Raw genomic sequence first — 22,712 nt, forward strand, 5'->3', positions numbered from 1 at the left:
GGCGTCGGGCGGTTCGTCAGCTGGCCGCCGCAGGCCGCACCGCAGAGGAGCTGCTGAACCACTCCACCGAACTCGGGCTGTCCACCCCTGCCGGCGAGACCCCGCCGGCACCGAGATCCAGACCTGCGAGGCTCGCTCGGCTAGCTGGCACGGCGAGGGTGAATTCGGGCTGGGATGTCGTGGTGGTGGCAGAGGGACAGGAGGACGGTGCCGTCGATGAGTTGGAGGGGTTTGCCGGTGGCGAACTGGTAGCTGGACGGGCCGAAGCCGCTGGTGGTGATGAGGATGCCTTTGGTGGCACCGGCGTCGACGACGGTGCCGAAGAGGTCGCGGACGGCGGACGGCGGGACGGTGCGGGTCCAGAGCTTGGCCTGGACGACGAACTTCCCGCCGGTGATCGGCCGCGGGTCGTACGCGACGCAGTCGATCCCGCCGTCGTGGCTGCGGCGGAAGACCCGGGTCTCCAGGCCCATCCGGGTGAGCAGGTTCTGCACCAGGTGCTCGAAGGACTCCGGGCTCAGGTCGAGCAGGTTCGGCCGGCGGTCGATCTCACTGAGTACGTCGACCGGCTCGATCGTCCGCGGATCCGTGAGGTCGAACTCCAGCACAGGCTCCACCGGCTGCAACTCGTCCGGGTGCCGGGACACCTCGGCGGAGAAGTAGTGCCGCACACACGCGACCGGGTCGAGCTGGTCGAGGACGAGCGTCTGGAACTGCTCGCGGGTCGCCCGCAACGTGATCAGGCACGGCCGTACGGTCCGCCCGGTCGGGAGATCCACCGCCTCGACCATCCCGTTGAACACCACCGTGTCCACCACGCCGTACCGGTCACTGCCGAACACCAGGTGCAACGCCCGCAACGCCAACTGGGCCACGAGTTGCTGGTACATCAGCCGCACCTCTTGCGACGGTCGCGGCACCGCGGTCACCACGTCCTGCGAACGGTCGTAGACGTACGACGCCTCCCGCGGTACGACGTCCACACCTGGCAGCTCCCATTCGACGGCCAGCAGGGTCGACTCCGGTACGTACCCGACCCGGCGCCGGCGCGGGAAGTCGAGCGGCTCGGCCACCCGGTCGAGCGACTTCTGGAAGTACTTGCTGACCGCGGCCCGGTCGCGTCCCTCGACGGCCCTTTGATACGCGTCGATCCGGGCGTGCTGTTGCGCGGTCGCCTCGTCGAGCCGGCGCTGCTGCTCGGCCTGGTCGCGGAGTGCCCGGGCGACGCGTTCGCGGCGGTTCTCCTCGAACGCCCGGTGCCGCTCGATCGCCTCCGCGAACCGGTCCTCGGCCGCGGCCAGCCGGCGGGCGTACCGCCGTTCGGCGCCCCACCAGCGGAAGCGACCCGGCGGGTGCGGCACGAACGCCGCCCAGACCGGGCCGGGATGCGGCTCGAGATCGGCCGGTGACACCGTCGGCGGCGCCCGCCGGCCGGCCCGTTTGAGGGTCTGCAGATCGGTGCCGCAGACCTCGACCGCGAGCGCGTCGGCGAGCACGTTGCCCAGGGCCCGGACACGCTCCACCACCGCAGCGGTTCGCTGGGCGGCCTCCGCGGAACGCCTCGGCGGCTGATCGCTGCGGGCCTGATCTTCGGGGGAACGGGCCATCGCCTCACACCTCTCCCGTTCACTGTAACCGACCCACCACGCTCAGCGACGAAAATGACGGAGAGTTGGTAAGGACATTGCTTGCCGTCCACCGCCTGTTTCCTGCCTCGCGTGCGGTTGCCGTGGGGCGGTGGCGAGGTGACGATGGCCGGTATGAGCCTGCCTTGCTACGCGTCCGGGATGTCCGAGGTTCCGTTGCTGGGCGAGACCATCGGGGCCAATCTCAGCCGCACGGTCGGCCGGTTCGGCGATCGGGACGCGCTCGTGGAGGTCCAGACCGGGCGGCGCTGGACGTACGACGAGTTCGGCGCGGACGTCGACGTGGTCGCGCGCGGCCTGCTGGCGCGCGGGATCGGGAAAGGCGACCGGGTCGGCATCTGGGCCCCCGACTGCGCCGAGTGGACGATCACGCAGTACGCGGCCGCGACGATCGGCGCGATCCTGGTGAATCAACCCCTACTCGGCCTGTGACCTCAGGTGGGCGGCGAAGGCCTGCAGGGACGGGGTGTCCTCGCCGCGGCGCCAGACCAGGCCGAGGGCTGAGTCGGGGAGGCCGGTGACGGGGATGGTGACGATGTCGGTGCGGCGGTGGTTCTCGGCGGTGGGACGGCAGACCAGCATGCCGCCGCGCCCGGCGACGATCAGGGACAGGCCTTCCTGCAGGGTGTGGACCTCGGGACCGCGGTGGATCAGTGCCCCGGCCGGGGTCTGCGTGGGCGCCTGCGCCTGGCGCCAGTAACTGGGCGCGGGCCCGGCGACCGCGATCAGGACCTCGCCGGCGAGATCCTCGGCGTCGATGGCGGCCCGTCCGGCGAGCCGGTGGCTGGTGCAAACCGTCAAGGTCTGCTGCTGACGCGAGAACACCGGCCCCAGGACGAGGTCGTCCTCGGCCACCGGCAGCAGGACGACGGCAGCGTCGACGTGACCGCGCCGCAGTGCGCCGAACGGGTCGTTCAGCGGCAACTCGGCGACGTCGATCAAGCAGTTCGGGTTGTGCGACTGGAAGACCGCCACCGCGTTCAGAACGTCGTCGTTCGCCGAGCCCTGGAAGCCGATCCGGAGCTTGCCCCGCACGCAGTTCGCGTAGTCGCGCGCGTTCTCCACCACACGTTCCAGTGCGGCGTACGCCGGGCGCAGCGACGTCAGGAACTCCTTGCCGAGCGGCGTGAGCGCGACCCGGCGGCTGGTCCGGTCGAACAACGGCCCGCCGATCCGCCGTTCCAGCGACTGCAGCAACTGGCTGACGCGACTCTGCGACAGGTAGAGGCGTTCCGCCGTACGGCCGAAGTGCAACTCGTCGGCGAGTACGAGGAAGCACTCCAGTTCGCGGATCTCGACACCCACCCAACGACCTCCCGATCGATTAGCTCAGCTAATACAAGCATGACCACATCGCCGTTGTTCCGCACCCCCACGCTGCCGAAGCCTTGACGTATGACGACGATCTGCGCCGACCAGGTGGCGCCCAGGACTCAGGGCTGGGCCGCCCCCGTGGCGATGGCGGCGACCGTGTTCACCGTGGTGACCGCCGAACTGATGCCGGTCGGCCTGCTGACGCCGATCGGTTCCGCGTTGCACGTCAGCGAGGGAACGGCAGGCCTTACCCTGACGGTGACCGGCGTGGTCTCGGCGCTCGCGGCTCCTGTCCTCCCGCTCGTACTCGGCAAGCTCGACCGCCGCACGGTCCTGGTCGGTCTGATGGCGCTCCTGGGTGCGGCCGGGCTGCTCGCGGCCGTCGCTCCCGGCTTCGGCGTGCTGGCCGTCGCCAGGATGCTGATGGGGATCTCACTCGGTGGCGTCTGGCTGCTCACCGTCGGCCTGGCGCCGCGGATCGTCCCGCCGCACGCCGTCGGTCCGGCGACCTCACTCATCTTCAGCGGGATCGGAATCGCTTCTGTGCTGGGGATTCCGGCCGGTGCCTACGCCGGCGAGCTGATCGGCTGGCGCTGGGCTTTCGCAGCCGTCGGCGTGCTCTCCCTGGCACTGGCCGTCGCCTTGGCCTTCCTGCTTCCGGCACTCCCCGCGGCGCAGGCCGTCCGGATCGGAGACGTTCTCGCCGTCCTGCGCATCAAGCAGGTCCGCGTCGGCCTGGTCCTGGTCGCCTTGGTTGTCACCGGCCACTTCTCGGCGTACACCTACGTCCGTCCGTTGCTGGAAAAGCTCGCCGGGATCAGCCCCGCGCTGATCGGCAGTCTGCTCCTCGCGTACGGCGTGGCCGGCGTCCTCGGCAACTTTCTCACCGGGTCGATGCGTCCGGCCCGCGCCATGACCTTGATCGCGGGCGGGATCGCGACCGCGAGCCTGGTGATGCCGTTCCTGGGCACGACGCTGACCGGAGCGCTCGTCCTGTTGCTGGTCTGGGGTCTCGCCTACGGCGGTACGAGCGTGAGCACGCAGGCCTGGGGACACGCAGCGGCACCCACAGCGCCGGAAGCATCGTCCGCTGTGCTCGTCGGCGTGTACAACGGCTCGATCGCACTGGGCGCCTTCACCGGCGGCCAGGTCGCCGACCACCTCGGTACGACGACGGTCACCTGGCTTCCGGCTGTGCTGGCGACGACCGCACTGGTCGTCGTACTAGCGAACCGCCGCCAGCGCGGCTGAATCCTCGTCGCCGAAGTCGTCCTCGAGCTTCTCCGGCGAGTAGTCGAGGTCGATCCCGGCCACGTCCGCGCCGACCGCCGACTCGATCGCGCCGAGGCGCCGGGTCGCCCGGTCACCGGCGTACGTCATCAGTACGGTCGGGTTGATCTCCGGCGGAAGTTCGGGGGAGTTGTCCATCGCCCACTGGATCTGGGTCAGCGCGTGCGGGAGGAGTTCCTCCATCGTGTCCGTGACGACCTTCCAGTTCGACGCGTCGGCGGCGACGTGGCGGCGGCAGGTGAAGGTGCCCCAGGCCATGTGCCGGCGTTCGTCGTCACCGATGCGGCGGATGAGCTCCTGCATACCGGGGAGGACGCCGCGCGACGTGCACAGCAGGTTCCAGGCGTGGTAGCCGGTCAGGGCCAGAGTCCCTTCCACCACGTGGTTGTAGGTGACACTCGCGCGGACCTGGTTGGCCGGCGACGGGTCGTCGGCGAGCGACCTGAGCGCGACCGGCAGGGCCTCGTAGAAGATCGCGCGGTAGCCCGGGTTGTCCTCGACGTAGCGGTGCAGGTCCTCGGTGACGCCGATCGCGTCCAGCCAGAGGCGGAAGACCGCGGTGTGCTTGGCCTCCTCGAAGCAGAACTGGGTCAGGTACATCTCGTCGCCGAACCGGCCCTCGGCCGCCATCGCCTGCAGGAACGGCTGCAGGTCCTCGGTCACGGCTTCCTCGCCGGCGATGAACTGGGAGCAGAGCATCAACGCGTTGTCCTTGTCGTTGTCGCTGAGCTCCTGCCAGTCCTTCGCGTCCTGGCTGAAGTCGATGTCGCGCGGATTCCAGAACTTCCGGTTGCCCTTGTCGAACAACCGCAGCGGCAACGACTCCCAGTTGAGGCCGCCGGACCGCAGCGAGCTGAAACCTTGCCTGTGCAGTTGGTTCATCGGTGCTGCCTCCTGGACTGGGACAGAAACGGGTTGAGGACGCGAGCCAGCTGCGCCGCCACCGTCGCCGGGGGAGGACCCGGGGTGACGATGTGGCTGAGGACGACGCGCAAGGCGACGTCGACGCAACTGGTCGCGTCCTCCGGTGGAACCTCCGGCCAGTGCTCCCTGACGTGCTCACCCAGCCGCAGGTGGGCCACCTCCAGCACCTGCTGCCCCCGCGTGGTCAGCAGCTGGCTGGCCTGGTCCGATCCCGGCTGGCCGAGCGCCGCCTTCACCAGCGGGTTGTCCCCGGCCAGTGCGAGCGCCCGCTCGACCGCGGCCCGCAGGCCGTCGATCGGGTCGGCGTGCTCGGCGAGCGCCGCGTTCACGTCCAGCAGGAACCGTTCGGTCTCGCGGTTCGCGACCGCCTGCAGCACCCCCCACTTGTCGCCGAACTCGTTGTAGACGGTCTGCCGGGAGACGCCGGTCCGGCGGGCCACGTCGTTCATCCGCAGGCCGTCGTACCCGCCCGCCACGATCGCGTCGTAGGCGTTGTCCAGCAGTTCGTCGCGCAGTCGGCGCTTGGTCCGGTCAGCGAACGAGTCCATGGTCGAGAGTTTTACATATTGCGTTTGATTGTCAAGTAGTCGGACAGAAACCACAAAAGTGTCAAGTGAACCGGGCGGTTTCGGGATACCAGCAGAACCGCCGAGCGGGAGCACGTAGGGTTGGGACGTGTCAACCGCCGAGATCCAGCCCGCTGCCGCCACCTTCGACGTGCCGGAACTCGTGGTCGGCTTCGACCTGGACATGACGCTCATCGACTCCCGGCCGGGGATCCAGGCCGTCTGGGACCTGCTCGCCGCCGAGACCGGCGTGCCGATCGACACCGACCTGGTCGTCAGCCGGCTCGGGCCGCCGCTGACCTGGGAGATGGCGAACTGGTTCCCGCCGGAGCAGGTCGACGCGATGGTCTTCCGCTACCGCGAGCACTACCCGTCGCACGCGATCACCGGAAGCCAGCCGCTGCCCGGTGTGGCCGAGTCGCTGGCCGCCGTCCGGGCGTTGCGCGGCCGGACGATGGTGGTGTCGGCGAAGTACACCCCTTCGGTGATGCTGCACCTGGAGCACCTCGGCCTGGACGTCGACGAGCCGGTCGGTGACCTGCACGGTGCCGAGAAGGGCATCGCCCTGCGCGAGCACCAGGCCACGATCTACGTCGGCGACCACACCGCCGACATCGACGGCGCCCGGGCCGCCGGGGCGGTCGCGGTGTCGGTCGCCACCGGTCCGTTCACCGCCGACGAACTGCGTGCGTACGGAGCCGACGTCGTACTGAACGACCTGACCGAGTTCCCGGCCTGGCTGGACGCCTACGTGCTCGAGCAGCGGCTGGAAGCGTTGGTGCGGCGGCTGTCGAGCTACCAGAACATGGTCGTCGCGTTCAGCGGCGGCGCCGACTCGGCGTTCCTGCTGGCGGCCGCGGCGCGGGCGATCGGCCCGGCCAACGTGATCGCGGCGACCGCCGTCTCGCCGAGCCTCCCGGTGGCCGAGCTGGAGCCGGCCGCGCGGTTCGCCGACGGCATCGGCGTACGGCACGTCACTCCGCACACACACGAGATGGACCGCGAGGGGTACCAGGCCAACGCCGGCGACCGGTGCTACTTCTGCAAGGCCGAGCTGGTCGAGACGCTGCAGCCGATCGCGGACGAGTTCGGGATCACCGCGATCGCGACCGGGACGAACGCCGACGACGCGGTCGCCGGCTTCCGGCCGGGGATCCGGGCCGCGTTCGAGCGCGGCGCGATCACGCCGCTGAAGGACGCCCGGCTGACCAAGGCCCAGATCCGCGAAGCCTCCCGGAGCTGGGGCCTCGAGACCTCGGACAAGCCGGCGGCCGCCTGCCTGTCCAGCCGGATCGCCTACGGCATCCGGATCACGCCGAACCTGCTCGCCCGCGTCGACCGGGCCGAACAGGCGGTTCGCGCACTGCTCACGCCGTACGGCGTCGAGAACGTCCGGGTCCGCGACGTCGGTGACACCGCGAGCATCGAGATCGACGCCCGGCTCGTGGGTCAGGTCGACCACCAGCCGCTCGTCGACGCGGTCCTGGCCGAGGGCTTCCCGGCCGCACAGGTCGATCCGCGCGGCTTCCGTTCCGGGTCGATGAACGAACGGTTGAAGGACCCGGAGAAGTACCGGTAGGGCTGCGCAGTCCTTGCCCGGTCAGATAGTTTTCCTGAGGCGCCGCGGCGCCGGTTCACGTACGCTGGGTAGCCGATCGAGCAGTCGGGCCGCCCGTGCTGTTCCGACGATTGACATCGCTGTTCCTGATTGACACAGAGGGGTTCCCGTGCCCGTTGGCAAGGTCAAGTGGTATGACTCCGAGAAGGGGTTCGGCTTCCTCAGCAAGGAGGAGGGCGGGGACGTCTACGTCCGCAACGACGCCCTGCCGGCGGGTGTGACCAACCTCAAGCCCGGCCAGAAGGTCGAGTTCGGTGTCGTCGAGGGACGCCGGGGCGAACAGGCCCTCCAGGTCCGGCTGATCGACCCGCCGCCGTCGGTGGCGAAGGCGATGCGGCCGAAGCCGGAGGAGATGCAGCTCGTCATCGAGGATCTGATCAAGCTTCTCGACAACCTCGGCGAGGGGTACCGCCGCGGCCGCCACCCCGACCACAAGGCCGCCCGCCAGGTCGCCACCGTGCTGCGCGGCGTCGCCGACAAGCTCGACATCTGACCCGTACGGCGCTCGCCCGGTACGGCGCTCGTCGTGCCGGGGGCGCGTCCTGGACTATTGGGGCGGGTGGCCGCCTCGGCGGCGGGGATTGAAGACGCCGCCGCGGTCGCGTTCGACGGTCGGATCCTCGGCCCACGGTGCGTGGTCCTCGACGGTGTCCTCGTCGTCCTCGTCCGGCTGCCCGCTCCACCATCGCCCGACCGCCTGCTCGGACCGTGGCTGCTGAGAGCTCGCGGGCCGGGGCGGGCGGTGGTCGTCCGAGGCCCACTCGACGGTCGGCTCGTCGTGCTGGCGCTGGGAGTTCTCCCGGTTGGCCCGCTGCTCGGCGACGCTCGTGGTCAGGATCGTCCGGCTCGTACTCGTGGGCGGCTCGGACTCCACGTCGCCCGCCCGGGTCTCCGGCCGACGATCTGCACTTCCGGCACCAGGACCAGATGTGCCCGATGCTCCCGGGCCGGCCTTGGCCAGACCGGATCCAACGGACCCGGATCCCCCCGTGCCGGTGGGCCGGACGCCGCCGACGCCGGCGATCGAGGACGGCTTCATCCGGACGACGAGGAAGACGACGACCAGGAGCACACCGGCGAGGAAGCCGAAGCCGAGCCGGGGGATGAGCGGCAGCACGATGCCGCAGCCGCCGCCGATCACCCAGGACAGCTGCAGCACCGTCTCCGAGCGGGCGAACACCGACGTCCGCACGGTCTCCGGGACGTCCCGCTGGATCATCGCGTCCAGCGACAGCTTCCCAAGCGAGCTGCACAACCCGGCGACCAGGCCGAGCGCGATCAGGATCGGGAACCCGTAGAACACCGCGACCAGGATCGCGACGGTCGCGTCCGCCAGCAGCACCACCAGCACGACGGCCTCGGGTTTTCGGGCCTTGAGCAACGATCCGATCAGGGTTCCGAGACTGTTGCCGAGCCCGGCCGCCGCGATCACCGCTCCGGCCGCCAGCGCGCCGTCGATCCCGCTGAGCGGCTTGTCCCGCAACAGGAACGCCAGGTACATGGTCAGGAACCCGGACACGAACCGCAGCCCGAGATTGCACCGGATCCCGCGCGCGACCGCCGCCGTGATCGCCCGCCGCCGGGCTTCGCGTCCCGCCGTACCGGTGATCTCCTCGCCGGCCGGCGAGTCGACTCTGCTCGGCAGCCGGATCGCCAGCACCAGACCGACGGTGTAGACGAGCGCGGCCCACCGCAGCGACCACTCCGGCCCGATCGCCGCGAAGGCACCGGCGATGCCCGCGCCGATGGTCGCACCCGCGACCCCGGCCAGTGAGATCCGCGAGTTCGCGGTGACGAGGGTGATCTCCTTCGGGAGCAGCCGCGGTACGGCGGACGCCCGGGTCACGCCGTACGCCTTGGACGCGACCAGGCAACCGAGCGCGGCCGGGTACAGCCACGGCGAAGTGCTGCCCGTCATCGACGCGGCGAGGCTCCAGACGAGGAACCCCCGCAGGCCGAGCGTCGCACCGATCGCCCAGCGGCGACCATGGCGGAACCGGTCCAGGATCGGGCCGATCAGCGGCGCCATCAACGCGAACGGCGCCATCGTCAGCAAGAGGAACAGCGCCACCCGGTCACGAGCCTGCTCACTGGGTACGGCGAAGAACACCGTGCCGGCCAGCGACACGGCGAACGCGGTGTCACCGGCCGCGTTGACCGCGCCGAGCTCGATCAGCCGGGAGAGCCCGGACTCACGGGCACCCTGGGCGCCGGTCAGTCCACTGATCCGCCGGCCGGTGGCCCGACCGACCTTTCCACCGACGAGGGCGGTCTTCCGCGACGCGGAGGCGAACCCGCTGACACCGACCCTGGACGCTTGCCCGACCTTCCTGCTCGCCGTGCCGAGCTTCTCCTTCGCACCGCTGATCCGCTCGTCGGCCCGCTTGCCGGCAGGCTTCCCCGTGGACCCGTCAGCCGGCTGTCCGCCGGACTTGGCACCAGGCGTCGCGCCGGCCGGGGGCGCGCCGGCAGAACCGGGCGATGCCTTCCGGTCCGAAGGGTCTGGGCTCTGCATGGAACCATCCTGCCTCCTGCGGGGGACAGACCGTAGTCACGGCGCGGTCGCCGGTGGACAACGGGCGCCGACGGCGCGTTCGGATCACGGCCGCGGGCGTGCGAGAATGGGCGATTGTGACTCCCGTCAGAGCTCCGGAACCGGTCCGCGCCAAGGCCGACGCCGTCTGCGTCGCGGCGATCGAACCCGCGCGCGAGGCCGCGATCGCCGAGGCCGGCGCCGCGCAGGTCGGGGAGCACCTCGGTCACCTGGTCGAGGGCGAGCGCCTGGTCACGCACTACTTCGCCTCGACCCACCCCGGGTACCGCGGCTGGCGGTGGGCGGTCACGCTCACCCGCGCCTCCCGTGCGAAGACGGTCACCGTCAACGAGGTCGTCATGCTTCCCGGCGACGAGGCGATCGTCGCGCCCGAGTGGGTCCCGTGGTCCGACCGCGTCCAGCCCGGCGACCTCCGCCCGGGCGACCTGTTCCCGACGCACCCGGACGACCCGCGCCTCGAGCCCGGCTTCACCGACACCGGCGCTCAGGACGACGTACTGAGCGTCGTCGAGGAGCTCGGCCTCGGCCGTGAGCGCGTCCTGTCGCAGTACGGCCGTGCGGACGCGGCAGACCGCTGGTACGCCGGAGACTTCGGCCCGTCGTCCGCGATCGCGCAGGCCGTCCCGTACAAGTGCAACGCGTGCGGCTACTGGATCCGTCTGGCCGACAGCCTCGGTCAGGCGTTCGGGGTGTGCACCAACGAGATGGCTCCCGGTGAGGGACGCGTCGTCTCCTACGACTACGGCTGCGGGGCCCACTCCGACGCCGTCATCGACCTGCCCGAGCAGCCGGCCACCGAGCACGCCTTCGACACCACCGGCTACGACAACCTGGAGCTGGCCGGCCAGGCGAAGGCCGACGCCCTCGAGGCGGACGCCGTCGAGTCCGAGGTCGGCGTCACCGACACCGCGGCCGGCAAGATCGCCCAGGCCCCGGACGAGCCCCAGCCCGCGGACACGGCGGAGTCCGGCCCGGCCACGGACGCCGACTGAGGCGAGAGCTCCCAGACTCGAGCACCTGCTGGCACCTCGTCGCGGCTGTAGGACGATCGGCAGACAGCGGAGGGAGTATTCCTTCGCGGCCGCGTCGCCATCACGGCGCTGGCTCCGGGGTCCGGCACGGATCGCCGCCGCCGGTCTGACCAACGTCGAGATCGGTACACAAATGTTCCTCAGCCGGCACACCGTCGAATGGCGCTGCCGCAAGCTCTCATCGAGCCGGGGCATGACTCCCCGGAGACGACTCCGCAAATGTCCTCACCGAAACGGAGATCCGTCATGCCTGGCGTTACTCGCCGACCTGGCCGTCGATCGACTCGCGGATGAGGTCGGCGTGGCCGTTGTGGCGTGCGTACTCCTCGATCATGTGGAACACGATCCACCGCACGCTGGCGGTGCGACCGTTGACCAATTGGCGTCCCGCCGGCTGGTCCAGGCCGCCGTCAGCCAGCGCCTCGGCGAGCAGTTCGCGTGATCGCGACACCGAGTCCTGCCAGAGCGCACGTAGTTCCTCGGGGGCGTCCTGGGCGGCCGAGTTCCACTCCCAGTCGGGATCGGCGTCCCAGTTCTCGTCGGCCCAGATCGCCTGCCGCTCGTTCCCCCGCAGGCGGTACGAGAACCAGTTGTCCTCGTAGTACGCCAGGTGCTTGAGCATCCCGCCCAACGTCATGGTCGAGGCCCCCACGCTCACACCGAGCCCGGCCGCATCCAGCCCCGAGCATCTCCACGCGAACGTCGCGCGCTGGTACTCCAAGAACCCGACCAGAGTCTCAACCTCCCCAGCCGACAAGGGAGTCTCCGGCCGACCATGCTCATCGAGCGCCATGCTCAGGAGTCTAAGACCGCCTACGGCCGCGCTCAGCCAGTCGGCGACGCAGCCCGAGCCGCTTCCTCGACCTTGGCACGATGTGCTGCCCAGTAGACCGAGTCGCCTCCGTGCAGCACGGCACCGTCCGCACCCGCACCGACAGTCCCGTCGAGCTGCTCGCGAAGGATGTCGAGGTGACCGGCGTGCCGACTGGTTTCGGTCAGCACGTGAACCACGACGTTGAACAGCTTCACCTCAGGCCGCGGCCACCACGGCACATGGCCGGCCGCGTCGATTGCGAGCGCCTCGATCGTGGCGTCGCCGAAGTCGCAGGCAAGCCGGTAGCGATCGAGATCTCCTCCCGGGTCTCGTGCGCGGCCCCCCACATGTCGTCCTCACTCCGGGCGGCGTCGCTGTCCCACGGCGGGAGCGCCCAGGGCGAGGGGCGGTCGAAGACCTGGCTGAAGTACCGCGCCTCCGACACCGACAGGTGCTTCACCAGCCCGAGCAGGTTGGTCCCGGTGGCGGTCAGCGGCCGACGGACGTCGTACTCCGACAACCCGTCGAGCTTCGAGAGCACCACCCCTCGGATCCACTTCAGATCATCATGCAGGTAATGCTTCGCGAAGTCGTCGATCACAGGTGCAGCGTGCCACGCCTCGGGAGCGCTTGGGCGCACCGCAGCTGAGTTCCGCGACGCAGACCGTCAGAAGGTGGCGATCGGGTTGACCGGGCTGCCGGAGGTGCCGGCGAAGCGGACTGGTGCGACTGCGAGGTGGAAGTCCCACTGGCCGAGCCCGGTGGCTGTCGTCGCGCACTGCTCCAGGTCGCAGTTGTCGAGCATCCACAGACCCATCGCGACCAGACTCACCGCGTGGACCGGCATCAACACGTCGTCGTACCCCGACGGTTGAACGTCCTGAGGGGTGTCAGCGCCGATCAGCGCGACCTCCCGTTCGTGCAGCCACGGCAGGCAGGACGCGTGCCAGCCGGCCTGCGTGATACCGCCGGCGTCACCGGCCTCGTGCCGGAAACGGCCGTAGCCGGTCCGCAGGAGTACTGCGTCGCCCGATCGCACCCGGACGCCCTGGCGACGCTCGGCCTCCTCGAGATCGTCGGGAAACACGCCCTGTCCTGGTTCGAGCCACGGCACGTCGCGGACCGCCGCAATGTCGAGCAGGACACCGCGCGTGGTGATCCCGTTCGCCGCCGCCGTGACGGCCGCCCAACCCGATCCGGTGTCGGCGTCGACCAACGAGTGCGACCGCCCGTTGTACATCCGGCCGTCCCAGTACAGATGGCACGGCGAGTCGACGTGGGTGATCGTGTTGCCGTGGAACATGATGCCGAGCCGCTCGTTCGAGAACCCCCAGCGCCGGTCGTTGTGGAACGGCGCCGGCATGTGCTCGGCCCCCGGCATGTCGGCGGCGCACGGGCAGGTCGTCGTCGACCGTTCCATGTCGCCCGGTGCGGCAACCTCCCAGGCGCACGACACGCTCCTGCCGTGGCGCACGGCCCGCGCCGCTGCCAGCCGGACGTCGTCGGTGATGTGGTTCAGCGTGCCGAGCTCGTCGTCCTCGCCCCACCGCCCCCAGTTCGACAACGTGTCGAAGTACCCGAGCACGTCGTCCTGCGTCGGCATCGTCCGCTCCGCCGTCATCCCAGCACCGACTCCTCCGTCACGCGGTTCGAGCACAAGCCCGCTGACTCGCATGACACCACACCACCGGTCCAGCAGCAGGCGCGGACGGCTCCAGGCGAGAACGCGCGCCTCGGCTCCGGGCAACGGCCCGCCGGAGGCGGTGTGCGTCAGTCTTCGGTGGGGCTGCGGTGGCCGGCTTGGATGGCGGACCAGCGGCGGCGGCAGTACCAGAGGCCGATGAAGCCGAGGCCGGCACCGGCGACGGTGACCCAGAGCCACCAGTCGAGGCCGTCCTTCTTGAGCTCGTCGCGGAAGATCAGGACGACGACGAACGCGACCGCCCAGGCGACGATGCCGGTGATGACGCTGGGGATGCCGGACAGGTCGAGTGGCTTGACCTCGGCGTGCACCAGTTCGCCGCGGGCCAGTTGGCTGGTCGGGTCGGTGCGCTTGCTGGGCTTCTCGGCTGCCACGGTCCCACCTTAGCCGCCGAGTTGGACGATTTGCCGTTGGTGCTCGCAACTTGCGGGTGGGACCTGGCACGATTCCGCCATGAGCTCGCCCCAAGCCGCCACCGCCCGGGACCGGTCCAACTTCGTGGACTCGTACTTCAAGATCAGTCAGCGTGGTTCCACGGTCAGCCGGGAGATCCGCGGCGGCCTGGTCACCTTCTTCACGATGGCCTACATCGTCGTGCTGAACCCGCTGATCATCGGCACGGTCAAGGACGGCGCCGGCCAGTACGTCGGCGGCGGCACGGACCCGGCGGCGTCGATCGCGAAGATCGCGGTCGCGACGGCGCTGGTGGCGGGCGTGGTCACGATCCTGATGGGCGTGGTCGCGAACTTCCCGCTCGCGCTGGCGACCGGTCTGGGGCTGAACGCGTTCATCGCGTTCTCGGTGGCGACCAAGATGACCTGGGCGGACGCGATGGGTCTGGTGGTGCTGGAGGGCATCATCATCCTGATCCTGGTGCTGACCGGGTTCCGCAGGGCGGTGTTCGAGGCGGTCCCGGTGCAGTTGAAGGTGGCGATCAGTGTCGGGATCGGCCTGTTCATCGCGTTCATCGGAGTGGTCGACGCGGGCTTCGTCCGTCGTCCGGCCGCGCTGACCGGCCCTCCGGTCGAGCTCGGAGTCGGCGGCAACCTCCGCGGCTGGCCGGTGCTGGTGTTCGTGATCGGCCTGTTGCTGATCATCACGCTGTATGCACGCAAGGTGAAGGGCGCCATCCTGATCGGCATCCTGACGGCCACCGTGCTGGCGATCGTGATCGAGTCGATCATCAGCGTGGGCGCCCGGACCACCGAGAACCCGGGCGGCTGGGGCCTGAGCGTGCCGAAGCTGCCGGACGACTGGTTCACCAAGCCGAACCTGGACACCCTCGGCGAGTTCAGCCTGTTCGGTTCGTTCGAGAAGGTCGGCCTGGTGTCGGCGCTGCTGCTGATCTTCACGCTGATGCTGGCGGACTTCTTCGACACGATGGGCACGATGACCGCGATCGGTGCCGAGGCCGGCCTGCTCGACGAGGACGGGAACCCGCCGAACACGCAGCGGATCCTGATCGTCGACTCGGTGGCGGCGGCCGCCGGTGGTGCCGCGTCGGTGTCGAGCAACACGTCGTACATCGAGTCGGCGTCGGGTGTCGGCGAGGGGGCGCGAACCGGGCTGGCGAGTGTGGTGACCGGGATCTGCTTCCTGATCTCGATGGTGATCGCGCCGCTGGTCACGCTGGTGCCGTACGAGGCGGCGACGCCGGCGCTGATCCTGGTCGGGTTCCTGATGATGACGCAGGTGAAGGGGATCGACTTCGACGATCTCGAGGTCGCGTTCCCGGCGTTCCTGACGATCATCCTGATGCCGTTCACGTTCTCGATCACGGCGGGTATCGGTGCCGGCTTCGTCTCCTACGTGATCCTGAAGCTGGTCCGCGGCAAGGCCCGCCAGATCCACCCGCTGATGTGGGTGGTCTCCGCACTCTTCGTCGTCTACTTCGCCATCGGCCCCCTCGGCGACTGGCTCACCTGACCGGCCGCCGCCGTCCGGCGGAGTTCGAGGTACTCCGCCCGTGCGATGAACAGGGTGCGGAGCTCGGCGGTGAGGTTGTCGAGAAACTCGGTTCGGTACGACGCGTCGGTCAGCAGCGCGATCGCGTAGTACAACCCGGTGACGTTCGCGATGCCGGTCGCGACCTTCACCAGGGACGCGCTGAGGAGCACCGGGTGGCCGAGCAGGTCGACCTCGTACGACCACGCGCCGGGGCTGATGCCCCAGTTCTCGTAGATCTGCCCGCTGATCCCGAGCATGCCGAAGGCAACGAAGAACAGGCCGACGCCGGTGCTGACGACGAGCACCTGCAGCCACTGCCGGACGACCAGGCCGATGCTCAGGTTCACCCGCTGGATCCGGCGCAGCGGCGGTCCGGAGCCCGCGTCGCGCTCGATCTCGTCGAGCTCCTTCGGCAGCCGGATCAGCAGGAAGAGGATGCTGAGCAGCGTGAACGCGATCACCGAGAACACGATGAACTCGACCGGCATCCCGGCGAACACCTGCCACATCTCGGTGTTGACGAACAGCACCAGGGAGAACACGAGCAGCAACGGCAGCGCCCGGACCAGGCTGGCGATCGAGTTGGCGAGCTCGCCGACGAGCCGGCGCAGTCCCCAGTACGTCGTCGCGATCAGGCCGTAGCCGATCACGACGTACACCACCCCGACGAACACCAGGTTGCCGATGGCAACGCCGAGGAACTGCCGGACCTGTCCCTGGACCAGCGGCAGCAACGCCGGGAGCAGCACGAAGACGGCCAATTCCGGAATACCGAAGCGGGTCGGCAGCGACCAGAACGGGCGCCCGCGGAGACCGTTCAGCAGGCCGAAGCCGCCGATCAGGACGGCCAGCCCGACGATTGCGGCCAGGATGTTCTGCCAGACCGGCCAGTTCAGTTCGGTGGCGCCGAGCATCTCGGCCAGGAACACCAGCACCAGCACCGGCGTGGCCCGGGTGAAGATGTCGTGCGTCGGTGAGAAGTCCTCGATGAACAGCGGCAGCCCGGCCCGTCGGAACCGCTGCTCGTACCGCTCGAGCTCAGCAGGTGTCCCCATGCCCGGGAACCCTAGCGGGTGGTCGGCGACTGCCCGGGAATACCACGGACCGGCCCACCGTTTTCTTTAGCAAAGGTAATAAGTTAAGCTAACGAACATGCCCGAAGTCGTAGCCCAGCAGGTGAAGAGTGACGTCGGGCTGGCAAGTGCCCTGAGGTCGTCGATGCTGCGGTTGTCCCGGCAGCTGCGGCGGCAGCGCGAGCCCGGCCACGACCTCACCGCCAACCAGCTCAGCGTGCTCGGCGCGCTGGCCAAGCACGACGCGATGACGATCGGCGAGCTGGCCGCGCACGAGCAGGTCAAGCCGCCGTCGATGACGCGGATCGTGTCGAACATGGAGGAGGCGGGCCTGGTCGCCCGCCGGCCCCACCCGACCGACAAGCGCCAGATCGTGGTCGAGCTGACCAGTCGCGCGGACGAGCTCATCCTCGCCAACCGCCGGCGCCGCGACGAGTGGCTGCAGACCAAACTGAAGCAACTGACTCCCGAGGAGCGCGACATCCTGCGCAAGGCAGCACCTGTTCTCGAACGCCTGGCGGCTACATGAGTCCGACCTTCCGCGCGTTCAAGGTCCGCAACTTCCGTCTCTACGCCTCCGGCGCGATCGTCTCGAACGTCGGCACCTGGATGCAGCGTGTCGCCCAGGACTGGCTGGTCCTGGAGCTGACCCACTCCGGTACGGCGCTCGGCATCGTCACCGGACTGCAGTTCCTGCCCGCCCTCCTGCTCGGTCCGTACGCCGGGCTCGTCGCCGACCGCTTCCCGAAGCGACAGGTGCTCACCTGCACCCAGATCGCGATGGCCACGGTCGCTCTCGTGCTCGGCGGACTGACCGTGTCCGGATTGGTGGCGCCCTGGCACGTGTATCTGCTGGCCCTGCTGTTCGGGATCGGTACGGCGTTCGACGCGCCGGCCCGGCAGGCGTTCGTGGTCGAGATGGTCGGCCGGGACGAGCTGGCCAACGCGGTCGGGCTGAACTCGGCCTCCTTCAACGCCGCCCGGCTGCTCGGCCCGGCGCTGGCCGGCTTGCTGATCCACTGGATCGGCACCGGACCGGTCATCATGATCAACGGTCTCACCTACGCCGCGGTGATCGTGTCGCTGCGGCTGATGCGGGTGAGCGAGCTGCACACCCCGATGGTCGCGGCCCGCGACAAGGGCATGATCCGCGATGGCATGCGCTACCTGTGGCGCCGTCCCGATCTGATGATGGTGCTGGTGACCGTGTTCTTCGCCGGCACGTTCGGGCTGAACTTCCAGCTGACGTCCGCCCTGATGGCGACCGAGGTGTTCCAGAAGGGCGCGGGGGAGTACGGCGTCCTCGGCTCGATCCTCGCGATCGGGTCGCTGTCGGGTGCGCTGCTGGCGGCCCGCCGGGTCCGGATCCGCGCTCGCCTGGTGATCGGCTCGGCGCTGGCGTTCGGTGTGATGGCGCTGGTCAGCGGCCTGATGCCGACGTACCTGACGTACGCGCTGGTGCTCCCGCTGGTCGGGCTCACCTCGCTGACCATGCTGACCGCGGCGAACGCGACCATGCAGCTCAGCATCGAGCCGACCATGCGCGGCCGGGTGATGGCGCTGTACATGACGGTCCTGATGGGCGGTACGCCGATCGGGTCGCCGCTGATCGGGTGGGTCGGCCAGACGTTCGGCGCCCGCTGGTCGCTGATCGTCGGCGGTGGGCTCACGGTCCTCGGCACGATCGCGTCGGTGCTGTACTTCTCCCGCCGCCGTGGCCTGTCGATCCGTCCCAGGCTGCTGCCGCGCCCGCGCCTGGACGTGCTCCCGCAGACCGAGCTCCTGGGCGAGAAGGCGGTCGTCGGACCGCCGGAGCCGGCGCTGTCACCGGCGAAGGATCCGGGACCCAGGGTGGCCTGAGTCCCGCCGACCCCACAATGGGGTGTGACTCATTACGACCTGGTGATCATCGGGACCGGCTCCGGGAACACGATCGTGAACCGGCGGTTCGCGGACTGGAAGGTGGCGATCGTCGAGCGCGGAACGTTCGGCGGCACCTGCCTGAACGTCGGCTGCATCCCGACCAAGATGTTCGTGCACACCGCCGACCTGGCCGCGACCCCGTCGATCAGTTCGCGGTACGGCGTCGACGAGACGCTGGACAGGGTCCGCTGGCCGGCGATCCGGGACCGGATCTTCGGCCGGATCGACCCGATCGCCGCGAAGAGCTCGGAGTACCGGCACCACCACGCGGACAACGCGAACGTGACCGTGTACGACGGCACCGGCCGGTTCACCGGCGCCAGGGAGCTGACCGTCGACGGCAACGACGGCACGACCAGCGTGCTGACCGGTGAGCAGTTCGTGCTGGCGACCGGCAGCCGGCCGATCGTCCCGTTCGTGCCGGGGCTCGAGGAGGCCGGCCACCACACCTCGAACACGATCATGCGGCTCGAGGAACTGCCGCGCCGGCTCGGCATCATCGGCAGCGGGTTCGTCGCGGCCGAGTTCGCGCACGTGTTCGCGTCGTACGGCGTCGAGGTCACGATGATCGCCCGTTCCGGGCAGCTGATGCGGCACGAGGACGGCGACATCGGCCAGCGGTTCACCGAGATCGCCCGGGCGAAGTACGACGTCCGCCTGAACCACGACACGGTGAGCGCGAAGCGGCGGCAGGACGGCGCGATCGCGCTCGAGATGCTCAGCCCGGAGGGGGTGGACGAGCTCGTGGTCGACGAGGTCCTGGTCGCCGTCGGCCGGACGCCGAACTCGGACACGCTGAACCTGGACGCCGCCGGGGTCGCGGTGGACGACGAGGGCCGCGTGGTCGTGGACGAGTTCCAGCAGACCAACGTCGACGGCATCTACGCGCTCGGTGACGTCACCTCGCCCCACCAGTTGAAGCACGTCGCGAACCACGAGGCCCGCGTGGTGAAGCACAACCTGCTCAACCCGGCCGACCGGATCACCTCCGACCACCGTTTCGTCCCGCACGCGGTCTTCAGCTCACCACAGATCGCGGCCGTCGGCCTCACCGAGGAGCAGGCACGGCAGCGCGGGATCCCGTACGTCGTCGGCCGTCAGCAGTACGCCGACATCGCCTACGGCTGGGCGATGGAGGACACCACCGGGTTCGCCAAGATCCTGGCCGACCCGCAGACCCGGCAGATCATCGGCTGCCACATCATCGGCCCGCAGGCGTCGTCGGTGATCCAGCCGGTCATCCAGGCGATGAGCTTCGGCCTGGACGCCTACTCGATGGCCCGCGACCAGTACTGGATCCACCCGGCCATGTCCGAGCTGATCGAGAACGCCCTGCTCAAGCTCCGGCTACCGGCGAAAGGCTGAGATCACCTCGCCGGCGTTCTCCAGCGTGTCGAGCGACGGCAGGCTGATCATCACCTCGGCGACGCCGGCCTCGGAGAGTTCGCGGAAGCGGCCGATCTGGTCGGCGACCGTGCCGGCGTTCACGGTCGCGGCGTACCGGGCCGGGTCCTGGTTGCGTGGACGCAGTTGCGCCACCAGTTCGTCCACATCCCGACGATCCTTGCCCACAAGGGTTGTGGACAGGTGCGAGACCTCCACGGAGGTGCTGAACTCACGCAGATAGCCGACGCGCTTGCGCACTTGCGCGACATCGCCGAACACGTTCACCGCATCAGCATGGCGGGCTGCCAGCCGCAGGGTCCGGGGTCCGCTTCCCCCGACCAGCAGGGGCAACCGCTCCTGCAACGGTCGCGGGTAGCACGTCGTATCCGGTACGTCGAGCACCGCGCCGTGGAACGGTTTGTTGCCCGGTCCCCACAGAACCGGGAGCAGCTGCAGCGCGTCCTCGAGCAACGCGTACCGTTCGCCCACCGGGGGGAACGCCCATCCGTAGGCCTTGTGCTCCGCCTCGAACCACGCCAGCCCGACCCCGCAGACAGCACGTCCACCACTCAGTACGTCGAGCGTCGCCGCGATCTTCCCCAAGTGCGCGACGTTCCGGTAGGTGATCCCGGAGACCAGCGTCCCCAGCCGCGCCCGCGACGTACACGCCGCCAGGTACCCGAGGGTCGTCCAGCTCTCCAGGAAGTCGTCCCACGCCCGGCCGACCTGCGGGATCTGCCGGAAGTGGTCCATCACGTAGATCGCGTCGAACCCGGCCGCCTCCGCCCGGGTGGCCACCTCGCGGATCCACGACGCCGTCCCCGCCCGCCCGGCCTTGTGGGTGTAGCTGCTCAGCTGCAGCCCGAACCGCAACCCGGTCGGCGACTCCTCCTGCCGCTGCGCTGCCGCACCGGCCTCCACGAACGCCGACGGTACGACGCGCACCACGGCCGGCTGGAGGACGTCGTCGTACCCCTCGGCCGGCAACGCCTTCTTCACCGCGGTCCACGACCGCAGTTGCGAGGTCAGCGCGTCCGCCGGGATCCGCTGCAGCCGGGAACGGTTCCGCCGGCGGCACTCGTCGGCCGGGGTGTCGAAACCGACCGCGACACACGGCATCCCGGCCGCCCGGGCCAGCCCGAGCCAGCGCAACCGCCGTTCGCGGTCGAGTCCGAGCGTGTCGATCACCGTCGTCAGCTGCCGCCCGATCCGCTGCGCGACCACCTCCTCCAGCAGCGCGAACGCGTCCGCACTCGCCGCGAGGTCGTCCTCCCCGGCACCGACCAGCGCGCGCAACCGATCACTCGACACGATCAGGTCCGCCGCGAACCGCTCCGCCGCCCATGTCGACTTCCCCGAGGCACCGGGCCCGACCAGGATCACCACACACGGCGACGGCAGCTTCAGTTCCTCCACAAAAGCAGTTTCCCGCACGGTTACGATTTCTGGATGCGATTGTTCGTGGCCGTGGTGCCGCCGATTGACGTAGTGGAGGATCTCAGCGACTTCGTGCAGCCGCGGCGGGAGCACCGGGACGACGACATCCGGTGGGCCGCGGACGAGCACTGGCACATCACCCTGGCGTTCCTCGGCGAGGTTTCGGAGTGGAAGACCGACGAGCTGGGGGAGCGGCTCGAGCGGGCCGCCAAGCGGCAGCAGCCGTTCGAGCTGCAACTCCGGGGAGCGGGCGCCTTCCCAGGGGTGCCGGACGCCCGGGTGCTGTACGCCGGGGTGCGCGACGACACCGAGTCGCTCAAGCACCTGGCGATGACCACGAGGGCGGCGGCGAACCGCGCCGGCGTGACCGTGGAGGGCCGGAAGTTCACCCCCCACGTGACCCTGGCCCGCCTGCGCCGGCAGATGGACGTCACCAAGTGGGTCCGGATCTTCGACACCTACGACGGCCCGTCATGGACCGCGGGCAGCCTGCACCTGATCGAGTCCCGGCTCGGCGAGGGCCCGGGCCACAGTGCGGCGTACGCCACAGTGGGCGAATGGGAGTTCCTAGGCTGACTCGTTTCCAGAGGGTTCACGGGCTGGGAGGTCCGCCTGAGCCGCCCACTCCTTGCCTATCCCGTTGAGCAGCGGCGGATAGACGAAGAGGTGGCGGAACGGGAGGATCGCGGCCATGTAGAGCCGGCCGAGCCGGCCGTTGGGTCTGACCAGCACGGCCAGCTGGCCGCGATACCGGCCGCGGTGTCGGCAGCGCTCAGACGTCATCGACGGTGAAGTCGGCGGCGATCTCGTGCATCCGCCACGGCGGATCCGTGTAGGCGGATTTCGGCAGTTTCATCGTTCCCCTTCCAGTCCGAGCACTCCGGCGACCGCCCGAACGGCGAATCGCTCGTCCTGCGGCACCTGCCCGGCCAGCGCGGTCACGGTGCCTTCGAGCGCCCCGACGTACGCGCTCGCGACCACCCCGGCCGGAGCTCCGGCCGGCAGCCCCCCGGTACGGCGGCCGGCCCTGACCAACCTGGTCACCATGGCGACCAGTTGGGCGTAGTTCTCCTCGACTTGGAGGCCGACCGGATGGTCCTGGCCGGCGAACTCCATCCGGAGCGCGACCGCCACCCGGGCGATGTCGCGCCGGCAGTACACCGCGTGCCGGCGAGCCAGGGTGAGCAGCGCCGTTACCGGGTCGGACTCCTGCCGGACCGCCTCACCGACCTCCTCGTCCCAGGTCGCGATCACCCATTCACGGACGGCCAGCGCGAGCTCTTCCTTGTTCTTGAACAGGTGGTAGAGCGCGCCGCGGGTATAGCCGGCGTCGGCGGCCACCTGCTCGAGCTTCAGGTTGCCGTAGCCGTACCGGGACAGGCCGCGCGCGGCCGACTTGAGGATGGCTGCCCGGGTCCGCGCCCGTCGCTCGGCCTGCGTCGTCCGCATGCGTCCTCCTGAGAAACCTACGTACATGAATGTATGTA

Annotated in this window: 22 protein-coding genes and 1 pseudogene; 10 read left to right on the top strand and 13 right to left on the bottom strand. The window is 69.7% G+C overall.

Annotation, left to right across the window (positions count from 1 at the left end):
- Positions 1-140: 140 nt before the first annotated feature.
- Positions 141-1,607 (bottom strand): restriction endonuclease, encoded by a 1,467-nt coding sequence (locus E1218_RS06630; protein ID WP_132317326.1) that lies wholly within the window; start codon positions 1,605-1,607, stop codon positions 141-143.
- 153 nt (positions 1,608-1,760) lie between these two features.
- Between E1218_RS06630 and E1218_RS06635 the strand changes: the two genes are divergently transcribed.
- Positions 1,761-2,078 carry an AMP-binding protein gene (locus E1218_RS06635; protein ID WP_233712059.1) on the top strand — a complete coding sequence of 106 codons (318 nt, stop codon included), beginning with the start codon at positions 1,761-1,763 and terminating at the stop codon, positions 2,076-2,078.
- Here the strand turns inward: E1218_RS06635 and E1218_RS06640 are convergent.
- Positions 2,064-2,951, bottom strand: coding sequence for a LysR family transcriptional regulator (locus tag E1218_RS06640; RefSeq protein ID WP_132317328.1), 888 nt, complete (start codon positions 2,949-2,951; stop codon positions 2,064-2,066). The two genes, E1218_RS06635 and E1218_RS06640, sit on opposite strands and share 15 nt — an antisense overlap.
- Positions 2,952-3,041: 90 nt before the next feature.
- Between E1218_RS06640 and E1218_RS06645 the strand changes: the two genes are divergently transcribed.
- On the top strand, positions 3,042-4,211 hold the full coding sequence (locus E1218_RS06645; RefSeq protein WP_132317330.1) for an MFS transporter: 1,170 nt from the start codon (positions 3,042-3,044) through the stop codon (positions 4,209-4,211).
- Here E1218_RS06645 and E1218_RS06650 read toward each other — a convergent pair.
- Positions 4,185-5,132 (bottom strand): R2-like ligand-binding oxidase, encoded by a 948-nt coding sequence (locus E1218_RS06650; protein WP_132317332.1) that lies wholly within the window; start codon positions 5,130-5,132, stop codon positions 4,185-4,187. The two genes, E1218_RS06645 and E1218_RS06650, sit on opposite strands and share 27 nt — an antisense overlap.
- On the bottom strand, positions 5,129-5,722 hold the full coding sequence (locus E1218_RS06655; protein WP_132317334.1) for a TetR family transcriptional regulator: 594 nt from the start codon (positions 5,720-5,722) through the stop codon (positions 5,129-5,131). The genes E1218_RS06650 and E1218_RS06655 overlap by 4 nt, the downstream gene beginning before the upstream one ends.
- A 127-nt stretch (positions 5,723-5,849) precedes the next feature.
- Between E1218_RS06655 and larE the strand changes: the two genes are divergently transcribed.
- Positions 5,850-7,319 carry an ATP-dependent sacrificial sulfur transferase LarE gene (larE, locus tag E1218_RS06660; RefSeq protein WP_132317336.1) on the top strand — a complete coding sequence of 490 codons (1,470 nt, stop codon included), beginning with the start codon at positions 5,850-5,852 and terminating at the stop codon, positions 7,317-7,319.
- Positions 7,320-7,467: 148 nt separating this feature from the next.
- Positions 7,468-7,851 (top strand): cold-shock protein, encoded by a 384-nt coding sequence (locus E1218_RS06665; protein ID WP_132317338.1) that lies wholly within the window; start codon positions 7,468-7,470, stop codon positions 7,849-7,851.
- Positions 7,852-7,905: 54 nt separating this feature from the next.
- On the opposite strand, the gene E1218_RS06670 is transcribed toward E1218_RS06665, so the two are convergent.
- Positions 7,906-9,873: an MFS transporter gene (locus E1218_RS06670; RefSeq protein WP_132317340.1), complete on the bottom strand. Its 1,968-nt coding sequence runs from the start codon at positions 9,871-9,873 to the stop codon at positions 7,906-7,908.
- Positions 9,874-9,989: 116 nt separating this feature from the next.
- Here E1218_RS06670 and E1218_RS06675 point away from each other — a divergent pair, with 116 nt between their 5' ends.
- Positions 9,990-10,904, top strand: coding sequence for a DUF3027 domain-containing protein (locus E1218_RS06675; protein ID WP_202865810.1), 915 nt, complete (start codon positions 9,990-9,992; stop codon positions 10,902-10,904).
- A gap of 295 nt (positions 10,905-11,199) precedes the next feature.
- On the opposite strand, the gene E1218_RS06680 is transcribed toward E1218_RS06675, so the two are convergent.
- From E1218_RS06680 to E1218_RS06695, 4 genes and pseudogenes are all read right to left on the bottom strand, one after another.
- A complete protein-coding gene (locus E1218_RS06680; RefSeq protein ID WP_132317342.1) occupies positions 11,200-11,736 on the bottom strand; it encodes a DinB family protein in 537 nt (178 codons plus the stop codon).
- Between the two features lie 32 nt (positions 11,737-11,768).
- Positions 11,769-12,397 (bottom strand): annotated as a pseudogene (locus E1218_RS38110) (DinB family protein).
- A 27-nt stretch (positions 12,398-12,424) separates the two neighbouring features.
- Positions 12,425-13,378, bottom strand: coding sequence for a cyclase family protein (locus tag E1218_RS06690; protein ID WP_202865811.1), 954 nt, complete (start codon positions 13,376-13,378; stop codon positions 12,425-12,427).
- Positions 13,379-13,527: 149 nt separating this feature from the next.
- Positions 13,528-13,833: a DUF2530 domain-containing protein gene (locus E1218_RS06695; protein ID WP_132317344.1), complete on the bottom strand. Its 306-nt coding sequence runs from the start codon at positions 13,831-13,833 to the stop codon at positions 13,528-13,530.
- A 79-nt stretch (positions 13,834-13,912) separates the two neighbouring features.
- Here E1218_RS06695 and E1218_RS06700 point away from each other — a divergent pair, with 79 nt between their 5' ends.
- Entirely contained in the window at positions 13,913-15,385 is a 1,473-nt protein-coding gene (locus E1218_RS06700; RefSeq protein WP_132317346.1) for an NCS2 family permease, read from the top strand.
- Here the strand turns inward: E1218_RS06700 and E1218_RS06705 are convergent.
- Positions 15,346-16,461: a hypothetical protein gene (locus E1218_RS06705; RefSeq protein ID WP_132317348.1), complete on the bottom strand. Its 1,116-nt coding sequence runs from the start codon at positions 16,459-16,461 to the stop codon at positions 15,346-15,348. The genes E1218_RS06700 and E1218_RS06705 overlap by 40 nt on opposite strands.
- 97 nt (positions 16,462-16,558) lie before the next feature.
- Here E1218_RS06705 and E1218_RS06710 point away from each other — a divergent pair, with 97 nt between their 5' ends.
- From E1218_RS06710 to E1218_RS06720, 3 genes are read left to right on the top strand one after another with little or no spacing between them, the layout of a single operon-like run.
- Positions 16,559-17,008, top strand: coding sequence for a MarR family winged helix-turn-helix transcriptional regulator (locus tag E1218_RS06710; protein WP_132317350.1), 450 nt, complete (start codon positions 16,559-16,561; stop codon positions 17,006-17,008).
- A complete protein-coding gene (locus E1218_RS06715) occupies positions 17,005-18,339 on the top strand; it encodes an MFS transporter (protein ID WP_132317352.1) in 1,335 nt (444 codons plus the stop codon). The genes E1218_RS06710 and E1218_RS06715 overlap by 4 nt, the downstream gene beginning before the upstream one ends.
- 24 nt (positions 18,340-18,363) lie before the next feature.
- Positions 18,364-19,767: a mycothione reductase gene (locus tag E1218_RS06720; RefSeq protein WP_132317354.1), complete on the top strand. Its 1,404-nt coding sequence runs from the start codon at positions 18,364-18,366 to the stop codon at positions 19,765-19,767.
- Here E1218_RS06720 and E1218_RS06725 read toward each other — a convergent pair.
- The gene (locus E1218_RS06725) at positions 19,750-21,204 is read right to left on the bottom strand and encodes an LLM class flavin-dependent oxidoreductase (RefSeq protein ID WP_233712061.1); all 1,455 of its coding nucleotides are present in this window, start codon (positions 21,202-21,204) and stop codon (positions 19,750-19,752) included. The genes E1218_RS06720 and E1218_RS06725 overlap by 18 nt on opposite strands.
- A gap of 33 nt (positions 21,205-21,237) precedes the next feature.
- Here E1218_RS06725 and thpR point away from each other — a divergent pair, with 33 nt between their 5' ends.
- The gene (thpR, locus tag E1218_RS06730) at positions 21,238-21,801 is read left to right on the top strand and encodes an RNA 2',3'-cyclic phosphodiesterase (RefSeq protein WP_132317356.1); all 564 of its coding nucleotides are present in this window, start codon (positions 21,238-21,240) and stop codon (positions 21,799-21,801) included.
- Here thpR and E1218_RS06735 read toward each other — a convergent pair.
- Both E1218_RS06735 and E1218_RS06740 read right to left on the bottom strand, forming a co-directional pair.
- Positions 21,793-22,008, bottom strand: coding sequence for a DUF2867 domain-containing protein (locus E1218_RS06735; protein WP_132317358.1), 216 nt, complete (start codon positions 22,006-22,008; stop codon positions 21,793-21,795). The genes thpR and E1218_RS06735 overlap by 9 nt on opposite strands.
- Before the next feature lie 69 nt (positions 22,009-22,077).
- Positions 22,078-22,674 carry a TetR/AcrR family transcriptional regulator gene (locus E1218_RS06740; RefSeq protein WP_132317360.1) on the bottom strand — a complete coding sequence of 199 codons (597 nt, stop codon included), beginning with the start codon at positions 22,672-22,674 and terminating at the stop codon, positions 22,078-22,080.
- Positions 22,675-22,712: the final 38 nt, after the last annotated feature.

This window comes from Kribbella turkmenica, assembly GCF_004348725.1.
Taxonomy (GTDB): Bacteria; Actinomycetota; Actinomycetes; order Propionibacteriales; family Kribbellaceae; genus Kribbella; species Kribbella turkmenica.

Coding starts and splice junctions, on each gene's coding strand:
- E1218_RS06630 (WP_132317326.1), bottom strand. CDS start 1,607: ATGGCCCGTTCCCCCGAAGATCAGGCCCGCAGCGATCAGCCGCCGAGG.
- E1218_RS06635 (WP_233712059.1), top strand. CDS start 1,761: ATGAGCCTGCCTTGCTACGCGTCCGGGATGTCCGAGGTTCCGTTGCTG.
- E1218_RS06645 (WP_132317330.1), top strand. CDS start 3,042: ATGACGACGATCTGCGCCGACCAGGTGGCGCCCAGGACTCAGGGCTGG.
- E1218_RS06650 (WP_132317332.1), bottom strand. CDS start 5,132: ATGAACCAACTGCACAGGCAAGGTTTCAGCTCGCTGCGGTCCGGCGGC.
- E1218_RS06655 (WP_132317334.1), bottom strand. CDS start 5,722: ATGGACTCGTTCGCTGACCGGACCAAGCGCCGACTGCGCGACGAACTG.
- E1218_RS06670 (WP_132317340.1), bottom strand. CDS start 9,873: ATGCAGAGCCCAGACCCTTCGGACCGGAAGGCATCGCCCGGTTCTGCC.
- E1218_RS06680 (WP_132317342.1), bottom strand. CDS start 11,736: ATGGCGCTCGATGAGCATGGTCGGCCGGAGACTCCCTTGTCGGCTGGG.
- E1218_RS06690 (WP_202865811.1), bottom strand. CDS start 13,378: ATGACGGCGGAGCGGACGATGCCGACGCAGGACGACGTGCTCGGGTAC.
- E1218_RS06700 (WP_132317346.1), top strand. CDS start 13,913: ATGAGCTCGCCCCAAGCCGCCACCGCCCGGGACCGGTCCAACTTCGTG.
- E1218_RS06705 (WP_132317348.1), bottom strand. CDS start 16,461: ATGGGGACACCTGCTGAGCTCGAGCGGTACGAGCAGCGGTTCCGACGG.
- E1218_RS06710 (WP_132317350.1), top strand. CDS start 16,559: ATGCCCGAAGTCGTAGCCCAGCAGGTGAAGAGTGACGTCGGGCTGGCA.
- E1218_RS06715 (WP_132317352.1), top strand. CDS start 17,005: ATGAGTCCGACCTTCCGCGCGTTCAAGGTCCGCAACTTCCGTCTCTAC.
- thpR (WP_132317356.1), top strand. CDS start 21,238: ATGCGATTGTTCGTGGCCGTGGTGCCGCCGATTGACGTAGTGGAGGAT.
- E1218_RS06735 (WP_132317358.1), bottom strand. CDS start 22,008: ATGACGTCTGAGCGCTGCCGACACCGCGGCCGGTATCGCGGCCAGCTG.
- E1218_RS06740 (WP_132317360.1), bottom strand. CDS start 22,674: ATGCGGACGACGCAGGCCGAGCGACGGGCGCGGACCCGGGCAGCCATC.